Source organism: Psychrobacter immobilis, from assembly GCF_904846235.1.
GTDB classification, from domain to species: Bacteria; Pseudomonadota; Gammaproteobacteria; order Pseudomonadales; family Moraxellaceae; genus Psychrobacter; species Psychrobacter immobilis_C.
The window spans coordinates 18,502-43,116 of the sequence record NZ_CAJGZN010000010.1 but is presented as its reverse complement, the minus strand read 5'-3'; the positions used below and the strand labels follow the sequence as shown (position 1 = coordinate 43,116).

General features: G+C 41.6%; 17 protein-coding genes. 7 read left to right on the top strand and 10 right to left on the bottom strand.

Going from position 1 to position 24,615, the window contains the following annotated elements; all coding sequences use genetic code 11:
* Positions 1–107: 107 nt before the first annotated feature.
* The 3 genes from JMX07_RS08235 to JMX07_RS08225 all read right to left on the bottom strand — a co-directional run bounded on the left by JMX07_RS08235 (position 108) and on the right by JMX07_RS08225 (position 6,375).
* Positions 108–1,367, bottom strand: coding sequence for a multidrug effflux MFS transporter (locus JMX07_RS08235; RefSeq protein ID WP_160021510.1), 1,260 nt, complete (start codon positions 1,365–1,367; stop codon positions 108–110).
* 357 nt (positions 1,368–1,724) lie between these two features.
* On the bottom strand, positions 1,725–2,537 hold the full coding sequence (locus tag JMX07_RS08230) for a crotonase/enoyl-CoA hydratase family protein (RefSeq protein WP_134292623.1): 813 nt from the start codon (positions 2,535–2,537) through the stop codon (positions 1,725–1,727).
* 223 nt (positions 2,538–2,760) lie between these two features.
* The gene (locus JMX07_RS08225) at positions 2,761–6,375 is read right to left on the bottom strand and encodes a hybrid sensor histidine kinase/response regulator (RefSeq protein WP_201607358.1); all 3,615 of its coding nucleotides are present in this window, start codon (positions 6,373–6,375) and stop codon (positions 2,761–2,763) included.
* A 591-nt stretch (positions 6,376–6,966) separates the two neighbouring features.
* Between JMX07_RS08225 and cysM the strand changes: the two genes are divergently transcribed.
* The 6 genes from cysM to JMX07_RS08195 all read left to right on the top strand — a co-directional run bounded on the left by cysM (position 6,967) and on the right by JMX07_RS08195 (position 15,224).
* Positions 6,967–7,938, top strand: coding sequence for a cysteine synthase CysM (gene cysM, locus JMX07_RS08220; protein ID WP_227684719.1), 972 nt, complete (start codon positions 6,967–6,969; stop codon positions 7,936–7,938).
* A 148-nt stretch (positions 7,939–8,086) separates the two neighbouring features.
* Positions 8,087–8,911 carry a 3'-5' exonuclease gene (locus JMX07_RS08215; protein ID WP_057758412.1) on the top strand — a complete coding sequence of 275 codons (825 nt, stop codon included), beginning with the start codon at positions 8,087–8,089 and terminating at the stop codon, positions 8,909–8,911.
* A gap of 61 nt (positions 8,912–8,972) precedes the next feature.
* Positions 8,973–10,544 (top strand): 23S rRNA (uracil(1939)-C(5))-methyltransferase RlmD, encoded by a 1,572-nt coding sequence (gene rlmD, locus JMX07_RS08210; RefSeq protein WP_413786668.1) that lies wholly within the window; start codon positions 8,973–8,975, stop codon positions 10,542–10,544.
* A gap of 423 nt (positions 10,545–10,967) precedes the next feature.
* The gene (locus JMX07_RS08205; RefSeq protein WP_201607357.1) at positions 10,968–13,496 is read left to right on the top strand and encodes a RelA/SpoT family protein; all 2,529 of its coding nucleotides are present in this window, start codon (positions 10,968–10,970) and stop codon (positions 13,494–13,496) included.
* Positions 13,497–13,551: 55 nt separating this feature from the next.
* A complete protein-coding gene (gene mutM, locus JMX07_RS08200) occupies positions 13,552–14,493 on the top strand; it encodes a bifunctional DNA-formamidopyrimidine glycosylase/DNA-(apurinic or apyrimidinic site) lyase (RefSeq protein WP_201607356.1) in 942 nt (313 codons plus the stop codon).
* 290 nt (positions 14,494–14,783) lie between these two features.
* Entirely contained in the window at positions 14,784–15,224 is a 441-nt protein-coding gene (locus JMX07_RS08195) for a hypothetical protein (protein WP_114701175.1), read from the top strand.
* Between the two features lie 112 nt (positions 15,225–15,336).
* Here JMX07_RS08195 and mscL read toward each other — a convergent pair whose 3' ends face one another.
* The 3 genes from mscL to JMX07_RS08180 all read right to left on the bottom strand — a co-directional run bounded on the left by mscL (position 15,337) and on the right by JMX07_RS08180 (position 19,458).
* Positions 15,337–15,792 carry a large conductance mechanosensitive channel protein MscL gene (mscL, locus tag JMX07_RS08190; RefSeq protein WP_102078845.1) on the bottom strand — a complete coding sequence of 152 codons (456 nt, stop codon included), beginning with the start codon at positions 15,790–15,792 and terminating at the stop codon, positions 15,337–15,339.
* A gap of 280 nt (positions 15,793–16,072) precedes the next feature.
* Complete coding sequence (gene typA / locus JMX07_RS08185) at positions 16,073–17,923, bottom strand: translational GTPase TypA (protein ID WP_057758402.1); 1,851 nt, start codon at positions 17,921–17,923, stop codon at positions 16,073–16,075.
* A 350-nt stretch (positions 17,924–18,273) separates the two neighbouring features.
* Positions 18,274–19,458 carry an OmpA family protein gene (locus tag JMX07_RS08180; RefSeq protein ID WP_201607355.1) on the bottom strand — a complete coding sequence of 395 codons (1,185 nt, stop codon included), beginning with the start codon at positions 19,456–19,458 and terminating at the stop codon, positions 18,274–18,276.
* Between the two features lie 584 nt (positions 19,459–20,042).
* On the opposite strand from JMX07_RS08180, the gene JMX07_RS08175 reads away from it, so the two are divergent.
* Positions 20,043–20,771 carry a prepilin-type N-terminal cleavage/methylation domain-containing protein gene (locus JMX07_RS08175; protein ID WP_201607354.1) on the top strand — a complete coding sequence of 243 codons (729 nt, stop codon included), beginning with the start codon at positions 20,043–20,045 and terminating at the stop codon, positions 20,769–20,771.
* A gap of 20 nt (positions 20,772–20,791) precedes the next feature.
* On the opposite strand, the gene JMX07_RS08170 is transcribed toward JMX07_RS08175, so the two are convergent.
* The 4 genes from JMX07_RS08170 to rnc form a co-directional block, all read right to left on the bottom strand.
* Positions 20,792–21,565: a pyridoxine 5'-phosphate synthase gene (locus tag JMX07_RS08170; protein ID WP_201607353.1), complete on the bottom strand. Its 774-nt coding sequence runs from the start codon at positions 21,563–21,565 to the stop codon at positions 20,792–20,794.
* 66 nt (positions 21,566–21,631) lie between these two features.
* Complete coding sequence (recO, locus tag JMX07_RS08165; protein WP_201607351.1) at positions 21,632–22,423, bottom strand: DNA repair protein RecO; 792 nt, start codon at positions 22,421–22,423, stop codon at positions 21,632–21,634.
* Positions 22,424–22,486: 63 nt separating this feature from the next.
* Positions 22,487–23,452 carry a GTPase Era gene (gene era, locus JMX07_RS08160; protein WP_227684730.1) on the bottom strand — a complete coding sequence of 322 codons (966 nt, stop codon included), beginning with the start codon at positions 23,450–23,452 and terminating at the stop codon, positions 22,487–22,489.
* Between the two features lie 346 nt (positions 23,453–23,798).
* Positions 23,799–24,596, bottom strand: coding sequence for a ribonuclease III (gene rnc / locus JMX07_RS08155; RefSeq protein WP_201547921.1), 798 nt, complete (start codon positions 24,594–24,596; stop codon positions 23,799–23,801).
* Positions 24,597–24,615: the final 19 nt, after the last annotated feature.

Here is a 24,615-nt window from a genome sequence, read left to right as displayed (position 1 = left end):
TAATTTTGCTCTGAAGAAAAATATATAGAGTACACAAAAAAGCACTTATACGCTGTGAACGTATAAGTGCTTTTTTAAAGTACAGTTAACTTAAAATAGAGATGCTGTTACTCTGCATCGTCCAAATTTAAATTACGATCAATTTTCCAAATCAGGAAAGAACCGAAACTCATTAGTGAGAACAGGGCAATACCAACTTTGAGAACTGGGTTGACTGGAAACAGGTTCAATAATAACCCGCCGAAGATACCGACTGAAAACATCAGCGAGCCTTGTAATGCACTTGCCATACCAGCACGGCGTTTCTGAAAAGCGAGCGCAATTGCAGAAGCATTGGGCTGGGTCAGACCCAATCCTGCGATACAAAAGAAAATACAAGCCAGCACCAGTGGCAACCAAGCATCCGTCCCTAAAAGCAAGCCAATCACGAATAGCACACCCGCAGAGATAACCTGCATCATCGCCCCGAATCGCAAAATGCTTAGTATTCGAAAGCGATTGGTAAGCCATTGGTTCAGCTGAGTCAAACCCACAAAACCCGCCGCATTCATTCCAAATAACCAAGCGAAATGTGTCGCTGAGACGCCATAGGTATCCATAATTAGCTCAGAGGCCGAGCTGATATAGACAAACATTGCTCCCATTAACAATCCGCCACCAATTGCTGGATAGTTAAAAGTCGGGTCTTTTAATAAATCCCAATATTGACTGAGCACTTCTCTTGCAGGGCGTACGTTACGATTTTCCTCGGTTAAAGTTTCAAAAAAGAAAAACTTAGTAAGTAGCAAGTTTAGAGCACCAAATGCAGCTAAGAACCAAAAGATAGAGTGCCAATCAAAAAACTGTAAGAATAGCGCGCCAAGCGATGGTGCCAATATGGGTGCTAAGCCCATCACTAAAATCATGATGGAAAAAGCTTTTGCCGTTTGTTTGGCAGTGAGGCGATCTCGAATCGCAGCGCGAGTAACTACTGCACCGACGCACGCGCCCAACGCTTGTAAAGTACGGCCTGCAAACAGTACGTACTCATTGTCAGTGGTCGCACAAAGAATAGAAGCGATAACGTATAGCGTCATACCTATATACAAGGGTTTGACACGGCCAACACGGTCACTGAAAGGTCCGTAAAATAGCTGCCCAAATACCAAACCTAAAAAATATGCAGGGACAGAGTTGGCCATAAAGGCCGTTGAAACACCGAAATCATCAGCCATCGATGGCAGTGCTGGCAGATACATATCAATTGATAATGGCCCTACCGCAACCATCAGCCCAAGCATCATAATCCATGCAACAGGCAAATCAGCAGAGCGCACTCGCTCAGAAGCGATAGGTTTGTTTGGAAGGGAGGGTTTTGAAGCAGACATATTTAGACCGTTTTATATAGTGGCTATTATTTTTGATATTTTATTTTTCGACATTTAATAGCTTGCACGTGTTGTTAGGTAGGCTTTCGTCATTTTACTGGCTTATCCAATAATCAAAATAGTTACCTTTAACAACAATAGTGCATCTTTACCCACATCGGTGCAAGCAGACAATGCTATATCGTGCTATCTGCTTGCATTTCAATGGCTATAAGATAATAGCGAAACAACCGCTAACAATTAAAAATCGTCAAAATAATTTATCAAAATATATCTGGTATTCTTAGCTAATAGTCCTCTTCTATTAAAGCGAGTCAAATAAAAAACAGAACTAACAAAGTTGCTAGTGGAAAAAATTTAGCGGAATTGGCGTTTGCCAAATAAGGTGCTGGCCTGCTTTGCTTTTCTGAGGGCAAGCTTACGATTACGACCAAGCATCATTTTAAGCTGCCATGCTTTTTCTTTATACAAAGTCTTAGCAGGTTGATCATACATCGCATTTATCACGCGTTTACTTGCTAGTACCGCATCAGGAGAGCGCTCTGCGAATTCGGCAGCAAGTTTTTGTGCTTGTTCAAGAGGCGCTTCACTACAATGACTAATCAAGCCTAACTCTTTGCCTTCATTAGCATCGATGATACGAGCGCTCATGGCGAGTTCTTTTAGAGTATCTTCTCGTAGAACCCCAAATGCTGATTGGGTCAGTCCCATATCTGGCACTAGGCCCCACTTAGCTTCCATAATAGATAACTGACAATCAGGGTGACTGACACGTATGTCACAAGCCAACGCCAACTGCAACCCAGCGCCGATACAATACCCTTCCAATACTGCTATGACAGGTACTGGTAGATCACGCCATACCAAGCACACCCGTTGGAACGCACTTTGCCATGGCTTAATCAACTCCCAAAGCGCAAATGCTGTATTCTTTGGATGATTTAAGTCCCCTAAGTCGATCCCTGCACAAAACGTCCCCTCTGCCCCATTTAGAATGACTGCGCGTATGGTTCTGTCCTTGCTAATACGACCTGCCAGCTTAATCAGCTCATTGATTACCTGAAAGCTCATGGCATTTTTTTTATGTGGACGATTTAAGGTAACCGTCAGTATGTTGTCTGTAATACTAACTTGTAAGGTCTCATACTGGTAACTTGCAATCGCGTTCATAACAATCCTTATTAATGAATAAAAAAAATATGGTTCTAATATTCACAATATTAGCAGGCTTGTCTTTGTTGTACCGTAGTAATAACTGACTGCCACGATACTATAGTCAGTTTCATATACAGCAGATAAAGATTGTCTAACTAGTAGCTATAAACAATTTTAGCGCGATCGTCTATCGCTCTCTGAATCTGAATGATTCTGACCGTCTTACCTCATCTTCAACTTATATCATTTTCCACGTCATGTCATTTTCGCTTAAGCGATGATAATTAAGCTGCGGATAAGAAGATAAATCCACCTTTTGCAAGTTGTCTAGCGCCGTTAATAATGCCTCATAATATGGCTCAATCATTGCAAATTGCACAGGTGTCGTATGCTGTACATTCAGCAGGCACTTATCTTCCAAATCTTGGCTAGCCTGACGCAGTTGTGGTACACCTGTATATCGACTCCCACCCAATATACGATGGGCAATTTGTGCCAACATATTGCGGTCATGCGCTTCCCATGCCTGAATAAGCGCTTGTTTTTCATCATTGATAGTATCGATCATCATGATAATAAGCTTGGCCGCCAATTCAGGTTTATTCGCTGAACGAGTGAGCGCATCTTGCCAATCTAAAATGTTTGAGGTATCACTTTTGCTTATATTATTGTTACTAAGGTCATTATTGATTTGCTCGTGTAAAGCCGAGTTAGCGTTAGCTGTTCTATCTTGAAAGCTTTGGTCTTGAGGGCTTTTATCTTGAGAGTTATTGATAGACTTTGTTGGTGATTGTAGTAGTGGCGATTGACCTTGTTTTTGTAAACGTAAGCTCTCATAGCGCGGCTGAATATCACGCGCAGTATCCCGTCTATAGCCTTCACGAGGCTGGCTATCGCGCAAATAATCATCACGGATTTTTTTCAGGGATAGTGGACGGGTAATTTTCGGCTCGCTACTGACAGAAGTACTATTACGATCTACCCCGTCTCCTCTTATTATTGGATAAGTAGTGGTTAATGTATCTGAAGACATATCTGAACTGGCTTGAGTCTCTAGCCCATTTACATTGTTAGAGAGTAAGTCGTTCGATAAATCATTATCATTGATTGAGTAACCGCGCAGCGAGTCAATAGCAGTTAACTCAGCCTCTGTTGGGTCGATACTCTGTACATTAGCATCTTGTAAATTAGCACCCTGTAAATCTGGATGCTGTAAACCAAAGTTTTGCAAATCTGTATCGGGCAATGCGGTCAATTGTGGTGTCGTACTCTTGCGACCAAGCCATTTCTGTAGCACCTGTAATAACTGAGGTTGGCTAATAGGTTTGCCGACATAGTCATTGATACCGCTGGCTATAAGTTTGTCACGTTCATCTGCCAACCCGTGAGCTGTCAGAGCGATAATAGGGATACGACTATCCGCATTTTCGATATTGCGGATTTGCTTAGCCGCCTCATGTCCTGACATACGCGGCATTTGAATATCCATAAATATCAGATCAATATTGTCTTTGTCTTGCGTACCTGCTTTATCGTCAGCGCTCGTGTCCTCATGATAGAACGCGCTGTTTGTTTTCTTATTTATCTCATCACGTGTTTCTGCTTTAGAAAGTTGCGTTTTATTCGATAGGCTTTGCTTATCGCTCTTGGCAGTTTTGATGTTTTTGGTTTGCTGTTTACTGATAATCTCGATAGCATCAAACCCACTGCTCGCAGTAACTACCTGAATCCCTAGCTCGCTCAATAGAGCATCAAGCACTAGTAAATTGGGCAAATGGTCATCAACTGCCAGTACCGTGACCCCTTTCCAGCGTGGTTCCTGCAGGCTTTGCGGCGTACTACGGCTTTGCGTATCAAGCATCGCGTACAGCTGTCTTTTGTCTAATGGCTCATACAGTATGTTGGCATGATAGCGATTGAGTAGCGCTTGATCGGCCGCCACTTGATAGCCAAATACAGCAAGCTTGCCTTGATAATGCAAACGTATTTGCTTGAGGAGCGCCATCATATCGTCTTGCGTGTCATCATCAACGATGACCCAATCCCAATAGTTACCGTGCTCTTTTAATGACTCAAGCACTCCTGGCAACGAGTTGGCTTGAGTCAATTTAATTGGTAAGTACTGCAAGCTAGCCTTGAGTACTTGTATCGAAGCGGTATGATTGATCCAAACCAACACATTAAATTCATCGGTCTCGCTCGCCAATGGTGCTAATACTGGCAGCTCAATCGTTTGCCCTGTGGCTGCCTCTAGCACATCGACATGGGCTGGCATGCGAAACCAAAACGTCGCACCTTGATTGGCAATATTCTCTTGCGCATTATCATGAAATCCAATATCCCCGCCCATCAAGCGCGTTAACTGTTTGGAGATGACCAGACCCAACCCTGTACCACCATACTGACGCGTGATTGATGGATCGCCTTGGCTAAAGCTTTGGAACAGCATTTTTTGATCTGCCAGAGAAATACCTTTTCCGCTATCTTGCACGCTAATCATCAGATAATTATCACGGTGGTCATCTAAGCTCACACGCACCACCACATCACCACTATCCGTGAACTTAATGGCATTACCAACAATATTGGTCAATACTTGCTTAAGACGTAACGCATCGCCATTGATACGCATCGGCACATCATTGTAAAACAGTACTGCCATGCGTAAACCCTTCTCCGCAGAGACCGGAGATAGCATATCGACCACATCATAAATAGTGTCATAGAGATCGAACTCATGGCGATCCAGTACCAGCTTACCTGCCTCAATCTTAGAGAAGTCTAAGACATCATTTACCAAAGCGAGCAAGTGTGCTGAGGACTTACGTATGGTCTGTACATACAAGTCCTGCTCAGGATTGAGCTCACCATGACGTGCCAGCAAATTAATAAAACCATCGATACTGTTCAATGGTGTACGCAGTTCATGACTGATATTGGCTAAAAATGCAGACTTTGCTTGGCTGGTTGAAATCGCTGCATCACGTGCATTTCGAATAGAGATGTTTTGCATTTCCATCTCATCAAATGCCAACCGTAAATCATCCTCAGTCTGCTCGGCATGGTCTTTGAGCTCTTGAAAGCTTCTATGTAAGCGGCGTAATGTTCTGACTAGATCTTGCTGTAATAAATTCAGCTCACCATCTGACTCAACGGGTACAGGTTGGTATAAATTATCAACATGGGTACGCTGCAACTGCAACCGCAGCTCATAAATGGGAGCAATCCAACGTTTCGAATAGATATTTAAACTCAGTAGTAGAATCAAAATAGTAAACAAGCCGGTAATCACTAACGCCATCGCAATACGGTAGCGTGCAATATAGAGCGGCTCATTATCCATATCGACGAGCAACCACAATGTCTGCCCTTCAAATTCTCCCAACACACTGCCATACGCTGTGCCTACAGGCGTTGGTCGTTGTGACAAAAAGCTTGCGGAATCACTGATTAGCGGCCACTCTTCATTGAGACCATAACCGACTGTTGCTAGTATTTGATTGCCTTCATTAATAATAGCAATGCGCTGTACATGCTGCTCAGACTGCATACGTCCAAGCTTATCTTGGATACCCTCTAGCGTCGTCATTGCCGCTTGCTGGGTCCTCTCAGCACTACTCCCTACTTGCTGGCGCTCTTGTTCTAGCAGCTCAGGAATCAGTTCAGCTATGACTGGTGTATAACGAATAAGTACCGCTTCGGCCAATACTTCTTGTTCAGAGTCGCTTGCGCGCATGGTTTCGTGAAATACCAAAATGCCGCCTACTGCTGCCAACACACAGATAGGCAAAAACACCAGTATGATCAGCTGACCATAAGCACTACTGGTGTCGAAACGTTTTTTATATGCCATGCTAGGTCTACTCTCTACTAAGGTTCTTGCCGTGAATTTTTGTAATAATGTCAGTATTCGTGATACTTGCAGCATGTCGTATCAGAGTATTTGGGTAAGGGGCTACTCTTAATGAAGCTATTAATCATTAATAAGTTCACTAATTTTGATAAGACAATTGATAAATAGTTCAAGATTATCTTAACAGGATTTTATAAGTACTGGTTAAGCATTCCATGTGATGAATAACGTTATAATTAGAGTACCAACCACTCTGTGTCAAAGAGAATATGGCTTTAAGCAATGGTCCTACTTTTGCAACCCTTAACGTAGCATTAGTACTGACCTGATACAGTGACTATTAATCCTTGATGCGATAAGCGCAGCTGAAAACAAAATGATATAATAAAGCCACTTTTTATTTACCACAATATATCGCTCATAGTCATAACATATGAGAGCGCACTCTAATGCCTTTCGTTTTTAGCTCGCTTATCACCGTAAACCTATATACCAAGCGACTGTCTAAAATTATGATCAAACAATAAAAACAGCGCTTCCATCAAAAACAAGCCATTAAAAACATATTTAAAAAATAGAAAAGGATACTTTATGTCCACTACGGCCATGTCAAATGCTAACTTTATTACTCAAATCACTACCCTCGCTGATTGCGTTGGTCAAACGCCGCTGGTAAAACTTCAACGCCTGCCTGAGCAAGAGCACATTGCCAATGGCGCCACAGTATTAGCTAAGCTTGAAGGCAATAATCCAGCGGGTTCTGTAAAGGATCGTCCTGCTTTTAATATGATTTATCAAGCAGAACAGCGCGGTGATATCAAGCCTGGTGATATGTTGATTGAAGCCACTAGTGGCAATACTGGTATTGCATTGGCCATGGTCGCTGCGATGCGTGGCTATCCGATAACGTTGCTGATGCCGACCAACTCTACCCAAGAGCGTAAAGATGCCATGATTGCTTATGGCGCAACGCTGATTGAAGTAGACGAAGGTATGGAAGCTGCGCGTGATTTGGCATTGCAGATGCAAACAGATGGCAAAGGGGTTGTATTGGATCAGTTTAATAATCCTGATAATAGCCAAGCACATTACCTGACTACAGGCCCTGAGCTATGGGCACAGACAGAAGGTAAAATTACGCATTTTATTAGCTCGATGGGCACGACAGGTACGATTACTGGTGTATCACGCTACCTAAAAGAGCAAAATCCAGACGTCAAAATTATCGGCCTACAGCCTGACGAAGAAGCTTCGATTGCTGGTATTCGCCGTTGGCCTGCTGCCTATATGCCAGGTATTTTTGATGCAGACTTGATTGATGAAGTGATGGATATCGATCAGCGTATTGCCGAAGTATATATGCGTAAATTGGCGAAGACTGAAGGTATTTTTGCTGGGGTATCTTCGGGCGCAGCTGCATGGGCAGCGACCCAAGTGGCAAAAGCAAACCCTAATGCTGTCATTGCTTTTATTGTCTGCGATCGTGGCGATCGTTATTTATCAACGGGTTTATATAACGTTGACGATAGCAATATGGATAACAGTAGCGCAGAAGTTAATTAATGCATAAGAAATACCATTTAGTATCGTTAATTTAAAAGAAGTACAAAGCGGCCAAGTGCAGATGTAAACGTAATACTTCAAGCAAGGTTAACGCTGTTATTCTTTTATAATGAATTAACTATAAGCTCATAAATAGTCAGGATTATCTATGTCACAAGCGCTACCATCCGACCCTATCTTGGTTTTTGATATCGAGACTGTCGCCGATGTCGATGCAGCACGCCGTATCTATCCGCAATTGGCCGATCTCAACGATGCGGATGCGTTAAGTGCGCTGACAGCGATACGTACACAAGAGGCAGGGCACGACTTTATGCGCTTGCCACTACAGCGTATCGTCTGTATCTCAGCTCTGTATATCAAAGATGGTAAGTTATCGCTATTTTCTTTGACTGCCGATAAATTTAGTGAAAAAGAAATCCTAGCCAAGTTCTTTAGAGCATTTAACGACATTGAGACACTGCCGCAACTTATTAGTTGGAATGGCTCAGGCTTTGACATACCTGTACTGATATATCGTGCCATGCAATATGATTTGTCAGCGCCCTGGCTGTTCGAAGAAGGCGAGCGAATTAAAAACATGCGCTTTGATAACTATGTTAATCGCTTTCATACGCGTCATCTAGACTTGATGGATCGGTTTAGCCAGTACGGTGCTAGCCGCCGCGAAGCCATGGATATCGTCGCAAGTCTGTACGGATTACCCGGTAAAACTGACGTGGATGGCAGCATGGTTGGCGCGCTTGTTAGTAGCGGTGACTGGCAGACCCTATCTATATACTGTGAGTCTGATGTTATGAACACTTGGCTTATTTATTTACGCTGGTTACGTCTAACAGGACAGTTGTCTTCACAAGATTTTGATGCTTGGCAGCAGCAGAGCTATGACTATCTGGCAAAGTATACCCAAGCTGACGGTAGTCCGCGACATCAAGAGTTTATCGCTGACTGGTCATCGGCACCCGAATTATAGAATTCGCATTATTAGTAGTTTTTATTCCCCTCTTCTAGTTATTTATTATTAAGGCAGGTTTATGCAACCCACCGATTCAAAAACATCTACAGCATCTGATATGGCAGCGCAAAGCAGTAACGCTCAAACGAATGAAGCTCAAACAAACGACACCCAAACGATTGTCATTCCGCCGAGTAAGAAAAAATCAAAGCCATCATCAAAGACACGTCGTCGTCTAAAAGATGCAGAGCCAATTCCATTTAATATTGATGGCTTATCACATGATGGTCGCGGCGTTGCTGTTTATGGTAATGGTTTTGATGTTGCGGAAGGTCATGCTGAAGATAAGCATGGCAAAAAAATCTTTGTTAGCTTTGCCCTCCCAGGTGAAAGCGCCTTAGTAAAAATAACTAATAGCCGTGCTAGCTTTGAAGAAGGCGATGCCATTAGTATTACTGCCAACCCAAACCCTGAACGTGCTGTACCACCCTGCCCACATTTCGGTACTTGCGGTGGTTGTAACTTGCAGCACTGGCAGCCAGATGGACAAATAAACTTTAAACAGTCAGTACTGGCTGAAATGCTAATGCATCAAGCCAATGCAGAACCTGACAATTGGCTGGCCCCTGTGGTTGGTGATCGTCTTGGTTATCGTACCAAAGCACGTTTGGGCGTGCGCTATGTTGTCAAAAAAGAAACCGCGCTTGTCGGCTTCCGCGAGCGTTCAAGTAACTTCTTAGCAGAGCTAAATGAGTGTCATATCTTAGATCCGCGTATTGGTTTCGAGATTGAAAACCTAAAAACGCTTATTAGCACTTTAGAGAGCCGTGACAAGATTGCTCAGCTTGAGCTTGCAATGGGTGAGCAACTGCCAGAACTACCTGATGGTAATCAGCCAGTTGCGCTCATCGTACGTAATTTAGAACCGTTGTCAGACGCTGATATAGACAAACTAAAAGTATTTTTCGCAGCGCGTAATTGGCAGCTGTATTTGCAGTCGAAAGGCGTTGATAGCATCCAACGTATTGCGTTGACAGACGCTGATGATTTGAGCGAGCAATTTGGTCGTTTATATTATCAATTGCCAGAGTATGATCTGACTTTTGAATTTATCCCTACTGACTTTACTCAAGTAAACTTATCGGTCAACCGTCAGATGACCAAGCTTGCCTGTGACTTATTGGATTTAAAAGCAGGCGAACGCGTATTAGATTTATTCAGTGGCTTGGGTAACTTTAGCTTACCACTAGCGCGCCTCGTTGGCGAGACAGGCTCAGTAGTCGGTGTCGAAGGCAGTGAAGCCATGACCGAACGTGCTGCTGACAACGCTCGTCGCAACGGTATCAACAATACTGAATTTTACAGTCAAGATTTGACTCAAGACTGTACTGATAAGCCATGGGCCAACCAAGGCTTTGATGCACTATTGATTGATCCACCGCGCTCTGGTGCTTGGGAGATTATGCAATATTTGCCAAAATTTAATGCTGAGCGCATTGTTTATGTCTCTTGTAACCCAGCGACCCTTGCTCGTGATACAAAAGCATTGTTAGAACAAGGCTATCGTCTGACTCATGCTGGCGTGATGGATATGTTCTGCCATACGGGCCATGTTGAATCTATCGCTCGCTTTGAAAAAGTAGCAGTTTAACGTTATTAATTTTCAAAAATGATTGATAGCTAGAAATGACTGATAGTTGAACCTGATTAAAGAGACATTTAAGGGTTATTACAATTATCTAAGATAACTCAAAGCTTTGATAAGTTTGTGCTAATAAATAGTCATTATTTAGCGTAATTGACCACAGCCGTACAGAGGCTCGCTTGATTTGTCACTTTAAAATGAGATAATAGTAAACAATCTTCCTATGTTTTTGATGATGTTTCCAATCGCTACATAGCAAGCATTTGCACTCATAGCTTTATATATTTTACGCGCATTTTATAGCTGCTAAAAATAACATTTTTAGCAGTTGTATTGGTTTATAGCTGACGCTTTATGGATCGTTAATTCAGAGTGTGTGCATAGTAGATGAGGTTATAATCAATTCAAAATAGCTAAGAGGAGTCGGCTATGGTAAAAATTCGTGAAGGATTACCGCTGGTGGATGGACAGACCACTCAGGCCGATAGTGCAACACTTGCGGCACAACTGGTGGCGAGCCAACGCTCTCACCAGTCAGCCAATAGCTATGCCCAAATTCCCCTCGACATCAAATACCAGTTGGCAACCCACAAGCTACATACTACTTTTGATCGCTCAGCTGCACACACTTATCATTTGCATGACCCTCACACTGAAGACGAGTATTTGGATGATACCAATGCGCTATCAAACGATGAGCTTGAGGCGGTCGACTTAGACCACCACGCCAACATCGACGTACCTACTTGGCTAGATAATGTGGCCAAGCGTATTGGACAAGAGTCAGTACCCAACCTAAGTGCAGCTTGCGAGTTTATTCGCAGTCATATGAATACCAGTGAATCTGAGCGTTCAGGTGCTTATGTGACCGGTATTGGTATGACTGATATTTTGACCTATCTTTATCAAGATGAAGACGCATTGGTCGCGGCCATGCTGTATCGCAGTGCGCGCAAATCAATTATTAGTCTCGCTGAAGTGGAAAAAAACTTTGGTCCAGATATTTTGACGCTTGTTAAAGATACCCTTGCAATGGGTAAGCTGTCGGAGATTATTGAGAGTAACAAGCGCTTAGAAGACCATTTCGTCAATAATCAGCGTGATCAGCTATCAAATATTTATAGTATGCTCATCTCTGTTACTAACGATGTGCGCGTGGTACTGATAAAACTGGCTGAACGTACTTTCGCCATGCGTGAATTGACGTTTTCTAGGCCAGAGCGTCAAACGCGTGTCGCACGTGAAGTCATGACTATTTATGCGCCATTAGCCCATCGCCTAGGCATTGCACAGTTAAAATGGGAGCTCGAAGATTTAGCTTTCCGTTATCTTGCGCCTGACCGCTACAAAGAAATTGCTAAGCTGCTGTCAGAAAAACGTAGCGAACGCGAGTCCTATATTCAGCGCGTACAAGACAAATTAAATGAATCATTAGCAGATGCCAGTATCGAAGGCGAAGTATCTGGGCGCGTCAAACATATCTACTCTATTTATCGAAAAATGAAGCTCAAAGGCTTATCGTTCGATCAGCTTTATGACATTCGCGCCTTACGTGTCTTGGTCAATAGCCCTTCTGACTGTTATCACGTTTTAGGCCTAGTACACGGTTTATGGCGTTATATTCCTGAGCAGTTTGATGACTATATTACTAACCCTAAGTCCAATGGCTATCGCTCGCTACATACGGCTGTGATTGCAGAAAACAAGTCACTAGAAGTCCAGATTCGTACTCATGAGATGCACTTTGAGGCCGAGCTTGGCATGTGTGCGCACGTTAATTACAAAGAAGGTCTAAAGAACAAGAAAGACAACTATCTGAATCAAAGAATCAGCTCATTGCGCCAATTATTATCTATCAATAATGAGACACGCTCAGCTGTTGTAGCGGGCGAAGAGATAGACGATATCGAGTTTGATGAAGAAGAGCAACTCGTTGATTTTGATGAGCTAGAACGTATTTATATCTTTAGTCGGGATGGTGATATTACCGAACTACCAAAAGGCGCGACCGTTCTTGATTTTGCCTACTATGTGCATACTCAAGTTGGCAACCGCGCGCAGGCAGCCCGCGTCAATCAGCGCTATGTGCCACTGACCTATCAGTTGAAAACAGGCGAGCAAGTTGAGATTATCACCAAGGCATCGCGTGAGCCCAATCGCGATTGGTTGGTAGCATCGCTAGGTTATATTCATACCAATCGGGCCCGTTCAAAACTGCGCCAGTGGTTCAATAAGCAAGACCGTGATAAGAATATTGAAATAGGTCGCCAAATGCTCAGCAAAGAGCTTGAGCGCCTATCTGTTCATCCTAACAGTATTGATCTAAACGACTATATTCAGCATTTTCATGTCAATACGACCGACGATATTATTGTAGGGCTGGTGACAGGTGATATTGGCCTGAATCAGTTGACCAGTCATATCTCTCGTCAGCTACACCTTGAACCTGAGATACCACCAGAGAGCTTTGTACCGCATGTAGATAACCGAGATACAGGTAAGCTCGATGCGTATAAAATCCATATCGATGGTTTGGATAATATTGAAATCAATTTGGCAGGTTGTTGTCATCCTGTGCATGGCGAACCGATTGCTGGCTACATCACTTTATCGCGCGGCGTCAGTGTACATAATCGAGGCTGCCCAGAGTACTTACGTCTGGTCGAGCGTGATCCTGAGCGCAAGATAGAAGCCGCTTGGCAAGTGCAGACAGGGCGTTATCAGCCCGTTGATATTCATGTCGAAGCATATGACCGACGCGGTTTGCTACGTGATTTGACTCAGATAATTGATAAAGAAAACGTCAATATTCGCCAAGTTCAAACGTTAAGTAATGACGACAATATTGCTTTTTTAAAGTTCCATATTGAAGTCTCAGGCTTAGCACATCTCTCTAAGCTGCTCGCAAAATTAGAGCAGCAACATGGTATTTTGCATGCGCGCCGTGCAGTTGTGTAAATAAAACCTTAAGCCAGTCGTTGTTTATTCCATAATAGAGTTGTTAAAAAATACTATGCCTGAATTACCTGAAGTAGAAACCACTAAAGCCAGTCTTGCTCCATTGATGGGGCAACAGGTCGTTGATGTTAAAGTATTTCAACCAAAGCTGCGATGGATGATGCCAGACAACTTGGACGAGCTGGTTAATTACACATTGGAGAGTGTCGAGCGCCGAGCAAAGTATTTGATTCTTAATTTTCTGCCAGTAGCTGCACAGAATAACGCTCCCATGTCAGCCAGCAAAGTTGAACCGCGTCAGCTTCTCATTCACTTAGGAATGTCAGGTAGCTTACAGCAGCACAGCTACGGTACTGATAAGCGTAAACATGATCATCTGGTCGTCGTTTTTAACGATACTGCTAATAAAAAATCTCAGCTACACTACTATGATCCAAGACGTTTTGGTTCAGTACTATGGCATGAGGATTACGGCAATAAACTACTAGATCATCTAGGTCCTGAGCCTCTTTCAAAAGATTTTACCGCAGACTATTTATACAGTTTAATCCAGCGTATAGATTTATCTAGCCAAGATAGCAATGGGTTAACGTCAGATGATACTAAAACGAATAAGCGACTAAAACCCATCACCCGAGCGATTAAATCTATCATCATGGAACAAGAAGTCGTGGTCGGTGTTGGCAATATTTATGCGACTGAAAGCCTGTACTTATCCGGCATCCACCCTGCTACGCCGGCCAATCAACTTTCATACGAACAAACTGTCATTTTAGTGAATCATATTAAAGAAATTTTAAAGAAAGCGATAAAGTTGGGCGGATCAACACTACGAGATTTCACAGTAGCAAGTGGTCAAACTGGTTACTTTCAACAAACCTTAAACGTGTATGGTAGACAAGGAGAAAGCTGTCTGCATTGCAGCACAACATTAGAAAACATCAAACTTACTGGTAGAGCCAGTGTTTATTGTCCAAATTGCCAGCCGTTAAAATAGCTAATAACTGACATCTGTTTGCTTGAGGTATATTTAGATTAAATGAGGCTAATATCTAGACAGAGTATTTATTTTTGAAAGTATCAAATACTGCCAAAGCTATAGCTAGATTATTCTCATTTTTGTTGCTTATTAGCGCACATCTTGCTTTAATAGTGCTAGCGCTTACATAAATAGTGCGTATCATTTATTTTTCTGTAATATTTAGCCTACCTATTGTTGCCGCAAGATTCCTGTGTGGAAATAGCAGCAGCCATTAATCATACTATTATGAGTTTCAGGATATCGTTATGACTGTTAAAGCAAAAACCCAACGCACAGTTAAGCAGAGATTTTTTACTGTATTGGCAACTCTAGGATTGGTAGCTGCAACTATCCAGCCTACTTTTGCAGCTATAGAAATTGATGAAACTGATTTTGGTCCTTCATACGAGACGATGGTAGTCGATACGATTGTTGGTAAGCCACTGCAACTCGTGAATGCGGTAGCTGGTACGGCAGCTTATATCGTAAGCCTACCTTTCTCACTTATTGGTGGTAATGCAGATCAAGCACAGCAGAAGCTATTTGTTGAACCTTGGGATGCGATGGGACGTTGTTTAGGCTGCACAGTTGCAGAAGACAATTATTACAAATCTCAAGTCGTTGATAATAACGTAGTACGTATCGTTGTCGATCAACCATCAGAGATTTTAATTAACACTAATGATTATGTAGTGGTTACTCCATAACAATTTGCTTTTAATAGGCACATCAAATAGTTCACAAAAAATGACTGTGACTATTTCATAGCAAAAAGGCTAACGAGACGTTAGCCTTTTTTATTGTCAACGAGTTGATAATTTATTTTGTAATACTGGTATTACTTAATTTAGCACTGATTTCGCGCAGCAACTTCACTTCCTCTGATGGCTCTTCTACTGCTTCTTCAATAACCTCCTCTACCTCTTCAGCACGGCGCATTTTATTGACACCTCTAACCATCATGAAGATGATGAAAGCTAAAATTAAGAAGTTAATAAGTACGGTAATAAAACTACCGTAAGCCAATACAGGAACACCTGCTTCTTTGAGCGCATCATAAGTCAGAGCAATACCATCAGGTGCATCACCTAAAACTAAGAACATGTTTTCAAAATTAATCTCGCCGCCAAAGATAAAAGCGACAATCGGCATAATAATATCATCTACCAGAGATTTTGTAATGGTAGCAAAAGCCCCGCCGATGATGACACCGACTGCCAAATCCATCACATTACCTTTGACAGCGAACTCTCTAAACTCTGAAACCATACTCATTGTCTTTTCCTCAAAATTTATCTATAAGCAAATAGATATTTATATAATAAGTGTCACATCTAGCTTTCATGTTAATAATTGAATACATTAACGTCACTATTCATTCTGTCTGTATTTTTCCAAGATTACAACACAAAAAAAAGCAGTATAAAGTGAACTACTAATAGCTCACCTTATATTGCTCATTTTTTAACCACTCAGTGCCAGTAAAAACTACTGACACTAAGTGATTGCGTCAAACATCAATACTATGAATCACTCAGTAACTCACTTATTGATATTAAGCACCTTTCTTACCACGGCCGTGACGTTTACGCTCACTTTCAGTTAAGTAGCGTTTACGAATACGTACCGCTTTTGGCGTTACTTCGACTAGCTCATCGTCTTGAATAAATTCAAGCGCTTGCTCAAGAGTGAATTTCACTGCTGGCGTCAACGTCAATGCTTCGTCAGTACCACTAGCACGTACGTTGGTTAACTGTTTAGCAGTCGTCGGGTTAACAGTCATATCATCGTTACGAGAGTTAAGACCAACAATCATACCTTCATAAACTTCAAGCTGTGGCTCAGCAAACAACTTACCACGTTTCTGTAGGTTAAATAGAGCAAAACCTAGGCAAGTACCATTTGCCATAGAAACCAATACGCCATTAGAACGACCACCAACATCACCGATCTTCTGTGGACCGTAATGTGAGAAGCTCGAGGTCATAATACCACTACCTGAAGTCAGGGTTAGGAACTCAGAACGGAAACCGATCAAGCCACGCGCTGGTATGGTTGCCTCAATACGCATACGGCCTTTACCGTCCAGCTCCATGTTAGTCATCTCGCCTTTGCGTAGACCAACTTGCTCCATGATAGAACCTTGATGCTCTTCTTCGATATCGAAGACAACGTTTTCATACGGCTCTTGTAGCTTACCATCAACTTCTTTAACGATAACTTCTGGACCAGAAACACCTAGCTCAAAACCTTCACGGCGCATGTTTTCGATAAGTACTGATAAATGAAGCTCACCACGACCTGATACTTTAAATTTGTCAGGAGACTCAGTGTCTTCTACACGTAATGCTACGTTATGAATCAACTCACGCTCAAGACGCTCACGAATGTTACGTGAAGTCACGAACTTACCTTCACGACCAGCAAATGGTGAATTATTTACTTGGAAGTTCATAGATACTGTAGGTTGATCTACCGTTAGTGCTGGTAGTGCTTCAACGTTGTTAGGATCACAAATAGTATCAGAGATGTTTAGCGCATCGATACCCGTGATACAAACGATATCACCTGCTTGTGCATCTTCAACGTCAATACGATCAAGACCATGGTAACCCATGATTTTTAGGATACGGCCGTTACGCGTCTTGCCATGTTTGTCAATGACAGTTACTGGCGTGTTAAGTTTAACCTTACCACGTTGAATACGGCCAATACCGATAACACCAACAAAGCTGTTGTAGTCAAGGCTTGAGATTTGCATACGGAACGGAGCGTCAGCATCAACCTGTGGTGGCTGAACAACGTCAACGATAGTTTTGAACAATGGCGTCATATCATCAGCTAAATCATCTGCTTCTAGACCTGCAATACCGTTCAATGCTGAAGCATAAACAACTGGGAAATCAAGCTGCTCATCGTTTGCACCTAGGTTGTCAAACAAATCAAAGATTTGATCCATTACCCAATCAGGACGTGAGCCAGGACGGTCAATTTTGTTGATAACAACGATTGGCTTTAGACCCTGTTCGAATGCTTTTTGCGTCACAAAACGAGTCTGAGGCATTGGACCATCAACAGCGTCAACAACCAAAAGTACGCAATCAACCATAGACATTACACGCTCAACTTCACCACCGAAATCGGCGTGACCTGGGGTATCTACAATATTGATACGATATTCAGTTTCTGAAGTTTTATCTGTCCAGCGGATAGCTGTGTTTTTAGCCAAAATGGTAATACCACGTTCTTGCTCAATATCACCTGAGTCCATTGCACGCTCAGCAATGTTTGCACGGTCGCCAAAAGTACCAGACTGATGTAATAACTTATCAACCAGAGTTGTCTTACCGTGGTCAACGTGGGCAATAATTGCAATGTTACGCAGGTGTTTGATATCGTTCGCCATATAAAATGCTCGTTTCGTCTTAAAAAAATGCAGTAGCAGTAAGCGCTGCTGAATAAACTTTCATCATCAATCAGATAGATATTGAATCTAAGATGACGCAAAAAAATAATGCTATCAAATAAAAAAGTTCAATACAATCAAATATCTATACTGACGAATCCATCATACAGATAGCTATGCTAATGTACATACTGTTAATTTACAGAATGTTTGGGTAGCTAGTATAACATTATTGATTCATAAATTTATGTAATAACTCACCTTTCTCAATACATAAATAAAAAAAAGCCACCCAATGGGTGGCTTTTTTTGTAACTGTATATTTGACTATACGGTTATTTTGCTAATACTTACTGAACAACCATATCTTTAGTTTGTTCAACAGTCATTGTTTTGTCACCAGTGATGATGGCATAAACACGACGGTTCATAGCACGACCTTCTTCAGTGTCGTTTGAAGCGATTGGGTTGTTGTAACCATAGCCTACAGTTGATAGACGGTTTGGAGCGATACCGAATTCGTTAGTTAGCATAGATTTAACAGCAACGGCACGAGCTTCAGATAGACGTTGGTTATAACGTGCTGAAGGACCAGTCTTAGAAGCATGACCTTCTACACGAGCGGTAGAGTTAGGATACTCACGCATCTTCTCTGCTACTTTAGCGATTTCTGGCTTGTACTGGTTTTTGATAGCTGACTTGTCGTTATCAAAGAATACACGTAGTTCCATTTTCAGTTCGTCAGTAATGTCTACTGGTACTGGGCAACCGCGCTCATCAACTACAACGTTCATTGGAGTGCCTGGGCATGCATCGATGCTATCAGGTACGCCATCACCGTCAGAATCAAGATCAGCTTCAACAACAACTACTGGAGTGTTGTCAACTACTGGCTCTTGCATAGGTGGTACTGCTACTGTAGGTGCTAGATGGCCACCTAGTACTACTTCTAGACCGGCCAAAGCCATGCCTTCCCACCAGTTGTTGTCAAAGTTATGAATCGCACGAGCTTCACCACGTAGGCTTAGCGCGTCATTGATGCGATACATAGCACCTAGACCTAGGTTACCGATAGTGTCTTTAGTTCCACTAACTTTATCACCTGATGAGTCTTTAATCTCAAGTTTTGATTGACCAGCACCAACTAATACATAAGGTTTAAATGCATTATCTGTATAACCAGTAAACTCTTCAGTACCGATTAAGAAGTTACCAGAGATAGTTTCTTGTTCTGCATCAAAGTTATCAGAACCATCTTGGTTGATCGCATCAGTATCTGATACACCATACTCTACTTGGAACTGAGTAGAAGGGGTCAGTTCAATACCTAATGCTGCACCAGTATAAAGACCATCTTCTTTGTAATAGCTATCACCATTGCCGCTATAATCTTTTAACAAGTCAGCTTGATCGTCATCAGCACCTTCGCTGTAATGATAACCTAGTAATAATGGACTGATAGTAACACCAGCATTAGCTGCTAAAGGAGCCGCTGTTACAGCGAACAGAGCTAGAGCGATTTTATTCAATTTCATGGACTTCCTCCAAAGGATAATTTTAGTGATGCATTAAGCAAAACCGATTCTCAAGACGTACTAAGATAAACATCTCTTACGCATTTTAAGTTACAAAGCAAAACCAATTAAGGAATAGCTTAGCGATTATTAATTCAGTTTACAACTTTTTTCGTTAACGAGCTACACATTATTACACGATAATGTTGTAACTAAAACACAGTAAACAGTCTAAGTTACCCAGAACTAACACACCTTACGCTTCTTATCTTTTACACATCAGTTTGCGATAGATGAGTAGTCCATTGATAGCTATTTTCTTGAAGCATTTTATTACAATTAGAATTTTTTCTCTATTGCTAATATCGTTCTTTCACTAATTGAAACATTTTTTGACAGTCGCTATATATTACATATATATTGTAAAAAACCAATATTCTTCTGAAAATCAAGTAATTATCAATTGCATCTTTCTTATATACAGTTAAGTCAGAGAAGGTTTAAAGAATTTGGACAATTGGTGTGCTTGAAAGATAGTCAACACAAGGATGTATGAGACGTTGTTTTCTACTTGAATGACAAATAGCTATAGGATGTAGCGCTTTATGAACTTATTTAATGAGGTACTGGCCAGTTATAGAAGAATATTCATTTTTACCTTTTGTTTGCCTATTTGCAGAAAAGGCGGATATGGAATTGATAAGTTTTTAGCTATTGTATCTAGGTTATTCAATAAACTATTGAAGTTAGTCAGTTATAGAAAGTTAACCCTTCAAAACAATAATATTCTCAGTGCTAAGCGATCAAACGGCTTTACTCTCGTTGAGCTAACTGTGACGACAATGGTATTGGGAATTATCGCAGCTATTGCAGCGCCAAGTATCTTAACGCACTTAGCACGAATGGAAGCCCAACGGGTCAAGCATCAGTTAGAGAACACTTTATCTTTAGCAAAGGCCGAAAGTTATATAAGTCGACAAGATGTCTTGGTTTGTTTATCGAATGATGCACAGCAATGCCATAGGAACAGTGATAAGACACTTCTGCTATTCGTAGATAAAAACAACAATAAGCATTTTGATCCTCAGGTAGATACCTTATTAACTCAGCAATCTTTAGACCTGAAATATAGTACGGTGAAATTAAGAGTTGGCGGTAGGCGTCACTATACTAAATTTTGGGGTGATAGTGGCAGACCGCGAGGACACTTCGGCCATATAAAATACTGCCCCACATCTTCTTATAACAAGTCAATGTACCAAATCTCTTTTAACCAATCCGGTATCGTCAAACACAAACTTAACGCAGACCACCCTACGAAATGTAGCGGTTAATAGTTGTCATATATGTAAACCTATTTATACATGGCCTCTTTCATCATTGTCACAGCGCTCTCCAACCCTAAAAATACGGCATCTGCAATAAGTGCATGACCAATATTTAACTCATATATACCATCAATCTTTGCAATGGCATTAACATTGTCACAAGTTAAGCCATGACCTGCGTTAATAAGCAAATTATCGTCTAGGCTCTGTGCTATAGCTACTGCATGTTCGATTCTTTTAAGTTCAGCCAACTGTACGTCAGTATCATTTGCTAACCCTGCTTCCGCATAAGCACCCGTATGCAACTCTACCGCGTCTGCACCACACTCTATCGCGGCTGCAATCTGCTTGTCATCAGGATCAATAAACAAAGAAACTTTAATATTAGAGGCTTGTAGTTTATGAACATACTCTTTTAGAGACGTGACTTGCCCTGCAACATCAAGACCACCTTCTGTCGTTAACTCTGCACGCTTTTCAGGTACTAGACATACCCAAAAAGGTTTAACTTCGCAGGCAATTGCAAGCATCTCGTCCGTTGCTGCCATCTCTAGGTTCATTCTCGTCGACAACTGCCCTGCCATTTCATAAACATCCGCATCTTGTATATGACGACGATCTTCACGTAGATGTATAGTGATACCATCTGCTCCTGCCTTTTCGCACAATAATGCAGCAGCCAAAGGACTTGGATAACTCACACCGCGCGCTTGACGCAATGTTGCCACATGATCAATATTCACGCCTAGCAAAGGTTTTTTTGTATTGTTTTCAGATGAGGTAGATACAGAGATACTCATAAAAATCCTTTGGACAATTAAGCCTAACTTATATAGTTGATACTACGATGATATTTGAGAATGCAGTTATTGATAACGCTGCTGTTGCTGCCATAACAGACGACTTTGTAGCGGCTGATAATCAAGCAAATGATCAATAAGATGTCGATGTAGTTTTGACCAATGGCTCAGCGTCTGTTCAGTAATACCTAAACGTGCCATTTCTATGATATCCGCACCCTTAAAAACAGTCTGTCCAGACTCACTGGCTAAATGCTCAGACTCTTCATTATGTACCAATACAGGGAGCAAACCGACATCCGGTAAAAAACGGTAAGTACAATCAGACTCGATGGGGTCTTCAACGTTGTCATGCGTTAACGTTAAAGTGAATCCTAATTCGGTAAATAGATACTGCTCAAACTGACGTAGACAGAGACGAAGCTCGCTATTACTTAGAGGTTGTTTGAGTTGTTGTAGACTGATTTGATAATGCTGCCACAATACTGGCATTGGGTCTTCAGTAGGTAACAGCCGCCACAGAATCTCGTTTATATATAGTGCGGCATACTGATGTTGACCGCTGATATTGGCGTAAGGTACGGCTTCCAAGACAGCAGGTGTACTATCTTTTTGAACACCGTCTTTTTGAACACTGTCAGCTTGAGTATTATCTTGCGAAGCAATATTAATTTGACTAAAGGTTTTTAAGTCACGTTTGCCAGTAGCAAAAAGCTGTAATGGCATAAATAGTGGCGCGCCTTTTTTCCCAACACCATGTATCACACCATGTTGTTGGGAAAAAAGATAATACAAAGCACGCTTTTCCTGATAAGGGCGCTGATGCAATAAATACCCGACGAGCGCTTCATTACGCATTTTTTATTACCTAAATAGCTAAAAGGCAGGCAGTATTTTTGAAGCGTTCGTTTTTAACCGCTATCAATAGCCCAAACTGGTCAACGCACGTTCGTCATCAGACCAACCACGTTTCACTTTGACCCACAAAGTTAACATAATTTTTTTACCGAATAACTGCTCCATATCTTTACGAGCATCCATACCAACTTGTTTGATACGCTGACCTTTGTCACCGATAACGATGGCTTTTTGACCACCACGTTCAACATAGATAGTCGCATCGATGAAAGTACAAGCTTTGCGTGGACGCCCTGTCTTTGGATCAGTATGTGCAGGTTCGTCTTTAAACTCATCAATCTGTACCGTTAAATCATATGGCACTTCATCACCCGCACTACGCATGATTTTTTCGCGAATGATTTCACTGGCCAAAAATCGCTCAGAGCGATCAGTGATTTGCTCTGTATCATAAATGGGAGCAGCAACTGGTAAATGTGAGGCAATCACTTCTTGCAAACGATCTAAGTTTTGATTTTTTAGTGCAGATACAGGAACGATATCAGCAAAATCGAAACTATCGTTGAAAGTTTCGATAAGTGGTAGCACGCTGCCTTTATCTTTTAGAGTATCTGACTTATTGATAACCAAGACGACCGTTAGATTGGTCTCACCAAGCTTTTGCAAGGTCAATAAATCATCGTCACGCCATTGATCTGAATCGACAACAAACAGTACTAAATCTACATCTACTAACGCCGATACCGCCGCTTTATTCATACGTTCATTGATAGCACGTACTTCGTTACGGTGAATGCCTGGTGTATCAACAAACACAGCTTGCATTTCATGGTTTGACAAAATGCCATGAATACGATGACGGGTAGTTTGCGGTTTACGTGAGGTGATAGACAGCTTTTGACCTAATAAGTGATTCATCAAAGTTGACTTGCCCACATTTGGACGTCCAACAATGGCCACATAACCTGCTCTAAAATCTTCAGCCATACGAGCATTGCCACTCGGTGCAAAAAATTCTTCAATTGCCATATCATTGTCTAATGCAATATCTTCTGCCTCAATACCATGAGTCTCTTCGGTAACTTCGATATTGTTTTGGCTTGAATCAATATCTGTATTTTCACCCAAATTTTGGGTGCTGTCTTCATTGTTTGATGGCAAATCAGTATGATTGCTCATAAGTTAATCCTATAGGGTTTGTGACTAGCCGAACAGTCTTTGATGGTAAATTTATTTAGTCACCATTAAAAACAGGCTAGAAACATTTAAAGTTTTAAAATAAATAATATGTGAGGTAGTTTTAATATATGTTTTGCAAGCTATAAACCAATCTAAGCTAATATTCTGCATCTAAAAATGCATTAATAGACATCGGCTATACACGTTTTTTGGCAGATCCTGGCAATTTATGTAATTGGTTAATCATAAGCTCTGCGGCTTTTTGTTCAGCAATACGTCGGCTTTCACCAGATTCAGTAATGTCAGGGCAATTATTGATATTGACATGGCAACGTACAACGAAAATTTGATGCGGTGCATTACCACGCGTTTCCATGAGCTCGTAATTAGGCAAGTCAAACTGTTTAGATTGTAGCCACTCTTGTAACCGACTCTTAGCATCTTTCAGCGCTTTTTGGTCATTGACATTATCAATTAGATCACCATACCAAGAGAGAACACATTTACGAGTAATATCCATATCTTTACTGTCTAAATAGATAGCACCAATCAGAGACTCTACGGCATCGGCCAGTATAGAAGCACGATTGCGACCGCCACCTTTGCGCTCACCTACTCCTAATATAAGATGGTTAGATAGCTCTAAGTTTTGAGCGATAATTACCAACGACTCTTGGCGCACCAATGTCGCACGCATACGCGTTAAGCGCCCTTCGTTTTGACTAGGATAACGATGATATAAAGCTTCACCCACAATCATCCCTAATAGTGCATCACCTAAAAACTCTAGGCGCTCATAGTTTTTTTTGCTATCAAATGAGCGATGCGTTAATGCAAGTTTAGGTAGGCTCAAGTCATTAAATTCGTAGCCTAACTTACGCGTTAATACTGCTAACCGCTGAATAAATTCTGAGCTAACAACAAGCGTGTCAACAGACGTACTATTTTTTTGGGAAGTAGGAACCGCTTGGGAATGGTGCGAAGTTGGTTTCATGCGTGGTTTGTGGTTATCC